This window comes from Streptomyces sp. NPDC053665 (genome assembly GCF_055585285.1).
In genome coordinates, this window is sequence record NZ_JBVJKK010000009.1 from 15,599 (window position 1) to 27,776 (window position 12,178).

A 12,178-nucleotide genomic window follows, 5' to 3' on the forward strand; every position below is an offset into this window, starting at 1 on the left:
GAAGCCTTGAGGAAAGGGTGGCTCCGGATGTTCGTTCCCGACTTCTACCGCGAACCGGGCAGTTCCTGGATGGTGGACCTGGTCCGTGGAAATCCCCTGGCACTCGCCGTGTCCAACGGCGGCGCGGGCGACGGCCCGTTCGCCACGCACCTGCCCGTCATCTTCGACCCCGAGACGTCGGCCGACTGGTCCGGCGACCTGCGGGGCGCCACGCTGCTCGGCCACATGAACCGGGCCAATCCGCACTGGGCGGCGCTGGACGAAGGCGGCGTGCTGCTGCTGACGTTCACCGGCCCGCACTCCTACGTCTCACCGACGGTGTACCGGAAGACCCTGGCCGCCCCCACCTGGAACTTCACCGCGGTGCACGTCCGCGGCACGGTGGAGAAGATCACGACGACGGAGGAGACGCTGGGCGTGGTGGAGTCCACGGTGCGCGCCTTCGAGGGAGCGTTCGGCGACGGCTGGGACATGACCGGCTCGCTCGGCTACTTCCGCAAGATCGTGCCCGCCGTGGGGGCCTTCCGCTTCACGGTGACCGGCGCCGACGGCATGTTCAAACTCAGCCAGGAGCAGCCGGGCGACGTGCGGGAGCGGGTACGGGAGTCGTTCGGGCAGAGCGGGTGCACCTACAAGCGGCAGACCGCCGAGCTCATGAGCCGGCTGCCGTGACGCGCCGCGGTCCCGGACGCCCGGGGCTCAGGCGCCGACGGCCACCGGCCGGGTCCGCCCGGCACGCCCGTCGGCGGAGCCGCCGGCGGCCGGCGCGCGCAGGACCTGCACGCCCGGGGGTCCGGCACGCTCCACGCGCTCCTCGAGGACGCCGAGGTCCTCGAGGGTGCTGGCGGCGGCGCTGTCCAGCGCGGTCGTCACCCACTGCTCGAAGTCGACGCCGAGCTGCTCGGCGGCGGCGTGCCAGCGCTGGAGCCGGCTGCCGCGCACCTCCAGGCGCCGGATCGGCTCGGCGGACCCCTCCGGCCGCCCACCGCCGTGGCGCTCGGCGCGGACGGCGGTGCGCAACTGCCGGGTGGTCCACTCCTCCCGCTCGGCGCGGTCCAGCCACCGGTCCTGCTCCTCGACCGTCAGGGAGGCCAGCTCCGCGTGGTGCTGGAAGCTCAGGGCGGCCCGGCGCCGGCCGAGCTCGAACCTGCGGGACACCCAGGCGTAGTTGCGCAGGGTCTGGTACGACAGGCCGGCGGTGCGGATGCCGCGCTGGTAGCGGTCGGTGTAGTGGTCCTTGCCGTACACCAGCCAGTCGCCCAGCCACCACGAGGACGAGTCGAGGACGTCGGCGAGCTGGCGTCCGGCCCGCTCCCACTCCTCGAAGGCCATGCGCGACGGCATCTGCAGGCCCACCTTGGTCGTCAGCACCTGGCCCCCGCGCGGCCCGGCCGCCGCCGTTCGCGGCTGCCGGGGCGGGAGGGCGGCTGCCTGGCCGCTGTGCGGCTGCGGGGCGGTCCGACCGGCCTGACGCGTCATCATGCCTCCAGGGGAAGGTGCATTCGACTGGCCAGAATTCTCGCCTCCTTGGCTGGAGCGGCACTCGAACGGTTGCACACCCGGATGTCTGTGTGGCATGGGGCGCGGCGCCGGTGCCGTTCCCCTCATCGGCCCTGCACAACGCCGGTGCGGGGCCCGGACGGCGACGTGCCGGGCACGGCCCCGGCCTGCGGGACCGCGCCCGGCTCGGATGCCGTTCGGACCGCCCTCAAGCCGCGGTCGGGGTCTCCTCGAGAACGTCGGACAGCGCTGCCCGGAAGCCGTCGACGAACGCGTCCACCTCGCCGTCGGTCACGGTCAGCGGCGGGGCGAGCCGGATGACGTCCGGTGCCACCGCGTTCACCAGCAGCCCCCGGTCCTGCGCCGCGCTCTGCACCCGCGCCGCGACCTCGTCACCGAGCACGACACCCAGCAGCAGGCCCGCACCGCGGACCTCCCGCACCAGTGGATGGGCCGGCAGCCGCAGGCCGCGGCGCAACCGCTCGCCGGCGCGGGTCACGGACTCCAGGAGGCCGGCCTCCTCGATGGTGTCCAGGACCGCCAGGGCCGCCGCGCACACCACGGGGTTGCCACCGAAGGTGGAGCCGTGCGTGCCGGGCGTCAGCAGAGCCGCCGCCGCGCCGAAGGCGAGCGTCGCGCCGATCGGCAGCCCGCCGCCCAGGCCCTTGGCCAGGGTGACGACGTCCGCCTCGACGCCCTCGGCCTCGGCCGCGAACCAGCGCCCGGTACGGCCGACGCCGGTCTGGATCTCGTCCAGGACGAGCAGGGTGCCGGTCGCCGCGGTGATCTCGCGTGCGGCCCGCAGATAGCCCGGCGGCGGCACGATCACACCGTTCTCCCCCTGGACGGGCTCCAGCACCACCAGCGCGGTGCGGGTGCCGACGGCGGCGCGCAGCGCGTCGGCGTCCCCGTACGGCACGTGTGTGACGTCGCCCGGCAGGGGCCGGAACGGCCGCCGCTTGGCCTCCTGGCCGGTCAGGGCCAGCGCGCCCATCGTGCGGCCGTGGAATCCGCCGGTGGCGGCGACCAGGTGCGGGCGGCCCGTCAGCCGGCCGATCTTGAAGGCCGCCTCGTTGGCCTCGGCGCCCGAGTTGGAGAAGTACACCCGCCCCTCGCGCCCGGCCAGCCGCAGCAGGCGTTCGGCCAGGCGCACGGTCGGCTCGGCGATGAACAGGTTCGACACATGCCCGAGTGAGGCGATCTGCTCGCCCACGGCCCGGACGACCGCGGGGTGCGCGTGGCCGAGCGCGTTGACCGCGATGCCGCCGACGAAGTCGAGGTACTCCCGGCCCTCCGCGTCCCGCACCCAAGTGCCCCGGCCCTGGACGAGCGGCAGCCGGGGGGTGCCGAAGTTGTCCATGAGGGCGCCCCGCCAGCGGCGGGTCAGCGCCGCGTTGGCCCCGCCCGGATCCGCGCCGCCGCTCATGCCGTCGCCCCCTGGGCACCGGCGTCGCCGGGGACGACGACGGTGCCGGTGCCACCGGTGAACAGCTGGAGGAGCAGGGCGTGTTCGACCCGGCCGTCGACGACGCGGGCGCTGCCCACCCCGTTGTTCACCGCGTGCAGGCAGCCCTCCATCTTGGGGATCATCCCGGAGGCCAGCCCCGGCAGCAGCGCGGCCAGTTCGCCGGCGGTCAGCCGGCCGATCACCTCGTCGCTGTGCGGCCAGTTCCGGTACAGCCCCTCGACGTCGGTGAGGATCAGCAGCATCTCGGCACCGAGGGCGGCCGCGACCGCCGCGGCGGCGGTGTCGGCGTTGACGTTGAACACCCCGCCCTCGGCGGCGTCCTTGTCGTCCTCGGGCCGGGCGATGGAGGAGATGACGGGGATGCGGCCGTGCTCGATCAGGTCCCGCACGATCCCGGCGTCCACCCGGGCGACCTCGCCGACGCGGCCGATGTCGACGGGCGTGCCGTCCTTGTCCGCGTAGCGCTTGACGGCGGTCATCAGACGGGCGTCCTCACCCGTGAGGCCCACCGCGTGCGGGCCGTGCGCGTTGAGCAGGCCGACCAGTTCGCGCTGCACCTGCCCGGCGAGCACCATGCGCACGACGTCCATGGTCTCCTCGGTGGTGACCCGCAGCCCGCTCTCGAACCGGGACTCCAGCCCCAGGCGGCCGAGTTGCGCGCTGATCTGCGGGCCGCCGCCGTGCACCACGACCGGGCGCAGCCCCGCGTGCAGCAGGTACAGCACGTCCATGGCGAAGGCCGTCTTCAGGTCGTCGTCGACCATGGCGTGGCCGCCGAACTTGATGACGACCGTCTTGCCGCGATGGCGCGCCATGAACGGCAGCGCCTCGACGAAGGAGGGGACCGGTTGCGCGGGCGGTGAAGCGCTCATGAGGAGTACTCGCTGTTCTCGTGGACGTAGGCGGCGGTGAGGTCGTTGGTCCAGATGACGGCGCCGTGCGGACCGGCGGCGAGGTCCACGGTGATGCGGACGGTGCGGCCGCTCATGTCGACCAGCGCGCGGTCCTCGCCGACCCCGCCGTGTCTGCAGACCCACACGTCGTTGACGGCGACGCTCAGCCGGTCCGGGTCGAAGGCGGCCGAGGTGGTGCCGACGGCGGACAGGACGCGGCCCCAGTTGGGATCCTCGCCGTGCACGGCGCACTTGAGGAGGTTGCTGCGGGCCACGGAGCGGCCCGCCTCGACCGCGTCGTCCTCGTCGGCGGCGCCCACGACCTCGACGCGGATCTCCTTGCTCGCGCCCTCGGCGTCGCCGACGAGCCGGGCGGCCAGATCGGCGCACACCTCCCGCACGGCCCGCGCGAACACCTCGTACGCGGGAGTGACGCCGGAGGCGCCGGACGCCAGCAGGAGGACGGTGTCGTTGGTGGACATGCAGCCGTCGGAGTCGACCCGGTCGAAGGTGACCCGGACGGCCTCCCGCAGCGCCCGGTCGAGCGCACCGGCCTCGACGTCGGCGTCCGTGGTGATCAGGGCCAGCATGGTGGCCAGTCCCGGGGCGAGCATCCCGGCGCCCTTGGCCATGCCGCCCACCGTCCAGCCGTCCCGGGTCAGGGCGGCCGTCTTGGGCACGGTGTCGGTGGTCATGACGGCCCGGGCCGCGTCCTCGCCGCCGGACACCGACAGCCGGAGGGCGGCCTCGTCGACGCCGGGCAGCAGCCGGTCCATGGGCAGCGGCACGCCGATCAGACCGGTGGAGCAGACCGCCACGTCGCAGGCGTCCAGGCCGAGCCGCTCGGCGGCCCGCTCCGCGGTGGCACACGTGTCGTGGAAGCCCTGTGGCCCGGTGCAGGCGTTGGCGCCGCCGGAGTTGAGCACGACGGCGCGCAGCGAGCCGTCGGCGAGGACCTGCCGGGACCACCGGACCGGCGCCGCCTGCACGCGGTTGGAGGTGAACACGCCCGCTGCCGCGCACCGCGGCCCCGTGCCGACGACGAGAGCCGTGTCGAGGGCGCCGTCGGGTTTGATGCCGGCGGCGATGCCCGCCGCGGTGAAACCTCGTGCTGCGGTGACGCTCACGGTGCGACTCCGATCGTGGACAGTCCCAGATGCTCGGGCAGGCCCAGGGCGATGTTCATGCTCTGCACGGCCCCGCCCGCGGTGCCCTTGGTCAGGTTGTCGAGGGCGCTGATCGCGATGATCCGCCCGGCGGCCGGGTCGAGGGCCACCTGGACCTGCGCGGTGTTCGACCCGTGCACCGCCGCGGTGCTCGGCCACTGCCCCTCGGGCAGCAGCCGCACGAACGGCTCGTCGGCCAGCGACTTGACGTACGCCGCCCGCACGTCCTGCGCGTCCACCCCGGGCCGGGCGGCGGCGGAGCAGGTGGCGAGGATGCCGCGGGACATGGGCGCCAGGGTCGGTGTGAAGGAGACGGCGACCCGGTGGCCCGCCACGGCAGCCAGGTGCTGCGCCATCTCCGGTGTGTGCCGGTGGCCGCCGCCCACGCCGTAGGGCCGCATGGCGCCCATGACCTCGCTGCCCATCAGGTCCGCCGCGGGTGCCCGCCCGGCACCCGACGTGCCGGACGCCGCGACCACCACCGCCTCGGGTTCGGCCAGGCCGGCCGCGAACGCGGGGAACAGCGCCAGCAGCACCGCGGTGGGGTAGCAGCCCGGTACGGCGATGCGCCGTGAGCCGGCCAGCGCCGCCCGGGCGCCGGGCAGTTCGGGCAGTCCGTAGGGCCAGGTGCCCGCGTGCGGGGTGCCGTAGAAGGTCTCCCAGTCGGCGGGGTCCGCCAGGCGGAAGTCCGCGGCGCAGTCGACGACGAGGGTGTCGTCGCCGAGCCGGCGCGCGATCCGCGCCGACCGGCCGTGCGGCAGGGCGAGGAAGACGACGTCGTGTCCGGCGAGGGTCTCGGCGGTGGTGGGCAGCACCTCCCGCTCCGCCAGCGGGACCAGATGGGGCTGCGTCTCACCCAGCCGCCGGCCCGCGCCGGAGTGGCCGGTCAGCGCGCCGATCTCCACGCCGGGGTGGGCCAGCAGCAGGCGCAGCAGTTCGCCTCCCGCATATCCGCCGGCTCCGGCGACGGCTGCTCGCACGGTCATGAGCCCTCCTGGGGGCAGGCAGGTCGTTCACACGTCGTGGGGGATGTGTCACGGCGTCAGCCGGACGGGGTGGCGCAGAACTCGGCGTTCAGGGTGGGCAGCAGCTGGGAGACCTCCCAGTCGCCGTTGTAGTTGAAGGTGAGCTGGTGACGGCCGTCCTCCGTGGTGGCGACGAACGTGAGGGAGCCGACCGTGCCCCCGTCGTGGTACCAGAGCGTCTCGCCGCAGCCCATCTCGAGCCGCTCGATGCCCAGCCCGTAGGAGGAGATGGGCAGATCGGGGTTGACCACGGTCGTCTTCAGCTCCGCGAGCTGCCGCGGGGGCAGCAGCCTGCCCCGCATCAGCGCCCGGAAGAAGCGGTTCAGGTCGCGGCTGCTGGAGACGATGTCGCCGTCGCCCCAGACCTGCGAGCCGTGGAACTCGGTGACGTCGTCGATCCGGTCCGGCTGCGTGTCGAAGAACAGCTTGGAGTATCCGCGCCCGCTCGGCCGGGGCAGGCCGGTGCCCGCGCCGGGGTGGGAGGTCGCCTTCAGCCCCAGCGGCTCGATGATGCGCCGGCGCACCTCGTTCTCGTAGGAGGTGCCGCCGACCTTCTGGACGATCAGCGCCGCCAGCAGGTCGTTGGTGTGGGAGAAGGCGTGCCGGGCGCCGGGGGCGAACTGCGGCGGGTGGGCCAGCGCCACGTCCAGGCGCTGCCCGGCCGTCAGGGGCTCGTACCGGTGCTTCAGGAAGCCGTCGCCCAGGACGTACGTGCGGTAGTAGGCCGGCTCGGAGAGGTAGTCGAACAGGCCGCTGGTGTGGTTGAGGAGCCGGCGCACGGTGATGGTGCGGCCGTCGTTGCCGTTGCCCGTGACCACGCCGGGCAGATGGCGCTCGACGGTGTCGTCCAGCGACAGCTTCCCCTCCGCCGCCATCTGCAGCAGGACCGTCGCCACGAAGGTGTTGGTGATGCTGCCGACGCGGAAACGGTCCCGGGCGCCGCGGGCCTCGCCCGTGCGCAGGTCGCCGACGCCCACCGCCGTGCGCCAGACACCGTCGGCGTCCCGCGCCTCGGCGGCGACACCGGGGACCCCGGCCCGCACGGCCGCCTCGATGGCCTGCCGGGTCCCCTCGTGCCCGGCGCCCCCGGCACGCGTGTCCCGGGCCGCCCGGGCGGTGCCCGTGAGAGCCGTGGCCGTGATCAGCACGGCCGCCAGAGCGGCCAGGCCGGCTCTCGGCCTCGTCCGTATCGTCATGTTCCCCACTCCCCGTTGTGTGCGTGGTGCGTCATCGACCGAGGTCGTCCGTGGCCCGGGTGCACCCCGGGCGGGTGGCTCGCCCTGCGCCGCGTCGCCGGCCGCCCGGGGCGGCTCCGAGGTCGCGGCGTTCCGGGCGGGTGCGGCAAAGCGGAACGGCGGACGTGCTGTGTGCGTATGGAAGCCGGCCGGCGCGGCGGCGCGGGCGGGCGTGCCGCTCGTGCCGGGTGGCGTCACGGCCCCGGCCGTGGCGTGCGCCGCGGCGGAGGGCTCAGCGCTGCGACCACCGCGCCCGCGGCCCGGGCCGTCGGGGCCGCTCACGGCTGCCCGAACCGGTGACGGAACCGTGCGCGCGGGGCCGGTCCGCAGTCGTGCGATCGCGCCCGGGAACGCCCCGGCAGCCGTGTCGTGCGGCCGCCGGCCCGGGTCGTTGTACGGGCGACAGGGCGGAATGCTGGCACACGGGCCGGGGTGAAGTACAGGCGATCGAGCGGCCGTCGAGCCGGTCGTGGCAGCCGTTCGCGCAGGGGCCTGTCCGCCCTTGAAGCGCCGGCCGCCGAGTCCCTACGGTGACGTGGCAACGCCGAGGCCGCCCCCGACGCCCGGTGTCCCGTCGACCGGACAGGCAGTGTCCCGTCGACCGGACAGACCGGCCGCGGCCCCGCCCGGTGCCGTCCCGCACCGGCCCGGCGACATCCCGACCCCAGTCACACCCTGACGACCAAGGACGGTGCCCAGGTGAGCACGAACCCCTTCGACGACGACAACGGCCGCTTCTACGTCGTGGTCAACGACGAGGAGCAGCACTCGCTGTGGCCGGCGTTCGCCGACGTGCCGGCCGGCTGGCGGGTGGTCTTCGGCGAGGCGGCCAGGCCCGAGTGCCTGGAGTACGTCGAGCAGAACTGGACCGACCTGCGCCCCAGGAGCCTGCGGGAGGCCATGGCGGCCGACTGAGCGCCGCGCCGTCGGCCCCGCACGTTCCAGCAAGCACTCTGAGTAAGGAGAACAAGGTGGTGAGCAGCGCTGTGAAACCCCCGAGCGCGAGACCTGCGACGGGTCGTGGTGAGCCCGCTCAGCGCGATGTGGTGCTGCCCTTCGTGGGGTCCCAGGCCACGGTGCGCACGACGGGGATGATCTTCCCGGAGAACCTGCCGGAGCGGTCCTGGGAGCGCATCGGCAGCAATCTGCGCGAGCTGGTGAACTCCTCCGCGTGGTGGCTCGCCGACTGGCTGATCTACGGGGAGACCACCTACGGCTGGCGGCGGTACAAGGAGGCCATCGAGCGGACCGGGCTGGACTACCAGACCCTGCGCAACTACGCGTGGGTGGCCCGGCGTTTCGAGCACCATCGCAGGCGCGACGGCCTGAGCTTCGCCCACCACGCCGAGGTGACCCGCCTGTCGCCGCCGGAACAGGACTACTGGCTGCGCAAGGCCGAGCAGCAGAAGTGGTCGCGCAACGAACTGCGCCGGGCGGTCCGCGCCGGCCTGGCCGTGCAGAACGGCACCGCCGAGGCGTCCGAGGGCGGCGCAGACGAACAGCGGGAGGTGCCGCGGCTGGCCGGGGCGGCGGCCGGCAAGCGGCGGCAGAAGGTCACCACCCTGACCATCGAGCTGTCCGCGGCCCAGCTCGACCACTGCGCCAAGGCGGCTGCCGCGCACGGCCTGCCCGTCGCCCAGTGGGCGGCCCGGATGCTCGAGAGCGCCGACCTCCCCGCCGCCGAACGGCGCACCGCCTAGCGGCACCACCGCCTAGCGGCACCACCGCCCAGCGGCACCACCGCCCGGGCCCGCGCGCCCGGCGGAGCGTCCGACCGGACACCCCTCACAACGGAGCCAGTTGATGATCCTTCAGGGAAAGCGGGTCGCCCTGCCCTCCGCGCCCGTCGTCCACCGGCGGTTCGAGGAACACGCGGCCGCCACCCCCGACGCCGTCGCCGTCGTGCACGCCGGCCGGCAGCTGACGTACGCGCAGCTGGATGCGGAGGCGAACCGTTTCGCGCACTTCCTCGCCGCCCGCGGACACGGCCGCGGCGCCAAGGTCGGCGTCTGCCTCGACTACTCGCCCGGCATGCTCGTCGCCATCCTCGGCACGCTGAAGGCGGGCGCCGCCTACGTGCCGTTCGACCCGGCCTACCCGCCGGCCCGCCTGCACCTGCTGCTCGGCCAGGTCCCCGGCCTCGCCCTGATCGTCACCTCCCCGGCGACCGCGGCGATGGTCGGCTCCGCGGACGTGGACAGCGTCGACCTCGAACAGCTCGCCGGCCGGCTGGCGGACCTGCCGGCCACACCGCCCGGCACCGACGTCACCGGCGACGACTTGTGCTACGCCGTCTTCACCTCCGGCTCCACCGGGACACCGAAGCTGACGGCCGTGCGCCACGAGGGCTGGTTCAACCTCATGAACTGGCTGCAACTGGAGTACGGCCTGCACAGCGGATCGCACAACCTCGTGGTCAGCGCCTTCGGCTTCGACCTGTCCCAGCGCGCCCTGATGACCCCGCTGTTCTGCGGCGCCACCCAGTACCTGCCGGCCAGCCGCAACTTCGACGCCATGATGGCCTACCGCCTGCTGAGCGAGCACGACATCCGCGTGGTGCACTGCGCCTCCAGCACCCTGTACGTGCTGGTGGACTGGGAGAAGGCCCGCGGCGGCCACGCCCTGGCCGGTCTCGACCACGTCCTGTTCGGCGGCGAGGCGCTCAAGGCCGAACGGCTCGCCGACTGGGCACGGCGCGAGGACAACACCTGCACGCTGCTGCACCAGTACGGCGTCGCCGAGTGCACCGACGTGGCGACCTCCTACGACCTGGCCGCCCACCGGCCCGGCGAGCAGGACGTCCCGCCGGTCGGCCGGCCCGCCTACAACACCGACATCCACCTCCTGGACGAGGACCTCCGCCACGTCGCGCCGGGGGAGCGGGGCGAGATCTGCATCGCCGGCGCCGGTGTCGGCGCGGGATACCTCAACGCCGGTCCCGAGAACGGGAGGTTCACCACCGTCGAGGCCGGCGGCGAGCAGGTCCCGATCTACCGCACCGGCGACCGCGGCTACGTGACCGAGACGGGCGACCTCGTCGTCCTCGGCCGGATCGACGCCCAGGTCAAGGTGCGCGGCATGCGCATCGACCCCACCGACGTCGAACGCGCCCTCGCCCGGCTGGACGGCGTGCGCGAGGCCGCCGTGGCGGTCACCCGCGACAGCGCCGGCGACGCCGAGCTGACCGCGTTCCTCGTCCCCGCCGGCGACGGCCTCGACGCCGACGACGTGCGCGCGCGACTGCTGCGCACCCTGCCGCGGAACATGGTCCCCGCCCGCTTCCTGACCATCGCGCGGCTCCCGCTCAGCCCGCACGGGAAGGTCGACCGCGCCGCCCTGGCCGAGCTCTGCCGCCCGCCCCGCGCCGAGAGCGGCACGGCGGCCTAGCCGGCGGCCGCGAACGACGACCGAGAGGACAGCGATGACTGCCGACCGCGTGGGCGCCATCTGGCGCCGGGAGTTCCAGCGCGACGACATCCGGCCCGACGACGACTTCTTCGCCCTCGGCGGCGACTCCCTGGTCATGGTGCGGATCCAGGGGGCCTACATCGAGGAACTGGGCGTGGAGGTGCCGATGGACCAGATGTTCCTCAACCCGACGGTGGCGTCCATCTCCGCCTACATCGAATCCCAGGCCGCGGCCACCGCGCCGTAGCCGTTCCGTGCCGGGAACCACCGGCAAGAGAGGCGCGCCATGTACGACGTCATTGTCATCGGTGCCCGTTGTGCGGGATCGCCGACCGCCATGCTGTTCGCGCGGCAGGGCTACCGCGTGCTGCTGCTGGAGAAAGCGCGCTTCCCGCAGGACACGCTCTCCTCGCACTACCTGCACATGCAGGGCGTGGCACTGCTCGACCGGTGGGGACTGCTCGACCGCGTGCGCGCCTCGGGCGCCCAGCCGATCACCCACCAGATCTACCAGGGCCCCGACGTGCGCATCGAGGGCTTCTCCCTGCCGATCGACGGCCTGCGGACCACGTACGCGCCGCGCCGCTACGTCCTGGACCCGATCCTCGCCGAGGGCGCCGTCGCCTCCGGCGTCGACTTCCGCCAGGGCTGCGCGGTCAAGGACCTGGTGTGGGAGGGCGACCGGGTCGTCGGGGTGCGCTGCACCACGCCCGGCGGCACCGAGACCACCGAGCGCGCCCGCCTGGTCGTCGGCGCCGACGGCATGCGCTCGCTGGTGGCCCGCAAGGCCGGCGCCGAGAACGTCGTCGAGCACCCGCGCATGACCACCACCTACTACAGCTACTGGTCGGGCGTCCCGGCCGACTTCGAGCTGTACGAGCGGCCGGGCCGCTGGATCGGCGTGCTGCCCACCAACGACGACCTCACCCTGCTCATGGCGTACTTCCCGCAGGCCGACTACCACCAGGTCCGCAGGAACGCCGAACCCGCCTACCTCGACGCCTTCCGCACCACCGCTCCCCAGCTGTACGAGCGGATGCAGTCCGGCAGGCGCGAGGAACAGCTGTACGGCACGGGCCACCAGGAGAACTACTTCCGCAAGGCCTACGGACCGGGCTGGGTGCTGGTGGGCGACGCGGTGAACCACAAGGACTCCATCACCGCCCGCGGCATCACCGAGGCCTTCGTCCAGGCGCAGTCCCTCACCACCCTGGTCGGCGACCGGCTGCACGAGGACGCCGCGCTCGCGACGGCGCTCAGGCGCTACGAGAACGAGCTGGGCAACGAGGCCCTCAACCACTACCAGGGCGCGCTGAACGTGGCCGAGCTCAAACCCGAGGGCCGTACGGAGATGCTCCGCAAGCTGGTCGGACACCAGGACCACATCGACCGGTACTTCTCCACGCTGTCCGGGGCCATCTCCATCGACGACTTCTACAACGACGAACTCCTGACCCTCCTCGACAGCTGAGCGACGACCCCG

12 protein-coding genes are annotated in these 12,178 nt (G+C 73.7%); 6 read left to right on the top strand and 6 right to left on the bottom strand.

The window, feature by feature from the left end; all coding sequences use genetic code 11:
* Positions 1–27: 27 nt before the first annotated feature.
* Positions 28–672 carry an FMN-binding negative transcriptional regulator gene (locus tag ACZ6ZN_RS30150; protein WP_398107163.1) on the top strand — a complete coding sequence of 215 codons (645 nt, stop codon included), beginning with the start codon at positions 28–30 and terminating at the stop codon, positions 670–672.
* A 27-nt stretch (positions 673–699) separates the two neighbouring features.
* Here the strand turns inward: ACZ6ZN_RS30150 and ACZ6ZN_RS30155 are convergent, their stop codons facing one another.
* The 6 genes from ACZ6ZN_RS30155 to ACZ6ZN_RS30180 all read right to left on the bottom strand — a co-directional run bounded on the left by ACZ6ZN_RS30155 (position 700) and on the right by ACZ6ZN_RS30180 (position 7,248).
* Positions 700–1,482 carry an LmbU family transcriptional regulator gene (locus ACZ6ZN_RS30155; protein WP_398107162.1) on the bottom strand — a complete coding sequence of 261 codons (783 nt, stop codon included), beginning with the start codon at positions 1,480–1,482 and terminating at the stop codon, positions 700–702.
* A gap of 226 nt (positions 1,483–1,708) precedes the next feature.
* Complete coding sequence (locus ACZ6ZN_RS30160) at positions 1,709–2,926, bottom strand: acetylornithine transaminase (RefSeq protein ID WP_469651116.1); 1,218 nt, start codon at positions 2,924–2,926, stop codon at positions 1,709–1,711.
* Positions 2,923–3,840: an acetylglutamate kinase gene (gene argB, locus ACZ6ZN_RS30165; RefSeq protein ID WP_451878715.1), complete on the bottom strand. Its 918-nt coding sequence runs from the start codon at positions 3,838–3,840 to the stop codon at positions 2,923–2,925. The genes ACZ6ZN_RS30160 and argB overlap by 4 nt, the downstream gene beginning before the upstream one ends.
* Positions 3,837–4,988 carry a bifunctional glutamate N-acetyltransferase/amino-acid acetyltransferase ArgJ gene (gene argJ, locus ACZ6ZN_RS30170; RefSeq protein ID WP_469651119.1) on the bottom strand — a complete coding sequence of 384 codons (1,152 nt, stop codon included), beginning with the start codon at positions 4,986–4,988 and terminating at the stop codon, positions 3,837–3,839. The genes argB and argJ overlap by 4 nt, the downstream gene beginning before the upstream one ends.
* Positions 4,985–6,013 carry an N-acetyl-gamma-glutamyl-phosphate reductase gene (argC, locus tag ACZ6ZN_RS30175; RefSeq protein ID WP_469651121.1) on the bottom strand — a complete coding sequence of 343 codons (1,029 nt, stop codon included), beginning with the start codon at positions 6,011–6,013 and terminating at the stop codon, positions 4,985–4,987. The genes argJ and argC overlap by 4 nt, the downstream gene beginning before the upstream one ends.
* A 56-nt stretch (positions 6,014–6,069) precedes the next feature.
* Positions 6,070–7,248: a serine hydrolase domain-containing protein gene (locus ACZ6ZN_RS30180; protein ID WP_398107157.1), complete on the bottom strand. Its 1,179-nt coding sequence runs from the start codon at positions 7,246–7,248 to the stop codon at positions 6,070–6,072.
* A 738-nt stretch (positions 7,249–7,986) separates the two neighbouring features.
* Between ACZ6ZN_RS30180 and ACZ6ZN_RS30185 the strand changes: the two genes are divergently transcribed.
* The 5 genes from ACZ6ZN_RS30185 (at position 7,987) to ACZ6ZN_RS30205 (ending at position 12,166) form a co-directional block, all read left to right on the top strand.
* Entirely contained in the window at positions 7,987–8,202 is a 216-nt protein-coding gene (locus ACZ6ZN_RS30185) for an MbtH family protein (RefSeq protein ID WP_398107156.1), read from the top strand.
* Positions 8,203–8,261: 59 nt separating this feature from the next.
* Positions 8,262–8,987 carry an LmbU family transcriptional regulator gene (locus ACZ6ZN_RS30190; RefSeq protein WP_451878712.1) on the top strand — a complete coding sequence of 242 codons (726 nt, stop codon included), beginning with the start codon at positions 8,262–8,264 and terminating at the stop codon, positions 8,985–8,987.
* A 103-nt stretch (positions 8,988–9,090) separates the two neighbouring features.
* Positions 9,091–10,674 carry an amino acid adenylation domain-containing protein gene (locus ACZ6ZN_RS30195; RefSeq protein ID WP_469651126.1) on the top strand — a complete coding sequence of 528 codons (1,584 nt, stop codon included), beginning with the start codon at positions 9,091–9,093 and terminating at the stop codon, positions 10,672–10,674.
* Between the two features lie 34 nt (positions 10,675–10,708).
* Entirely contained in the window at positions 10,709–10,942 is a 234-nt protein-coding gene (locus ACZ6ZN_RS30200; protein ID WP_398107153.1) for an acyl carrier protein, read from the top strand.
* 39 nt (positions 10,943–10,981) lie between these two features.
* Positions 10,982–12,166 carry an NAD(P)/FAD-dependent oxidoreductase gene (locus tag ACZ6ZN_RS30205; RefSeq protein ID WP_398107152.1) on the top strand — a complete coding sequence of 395 codons (1,185 nt, stop codon included), beginning with the start codon at positions 10,982–10,984 and terminating at the stop codon, positions 12,164–12,166.
* Positions 12,167–12,178 lie beyond the last annotated feature (12 nt).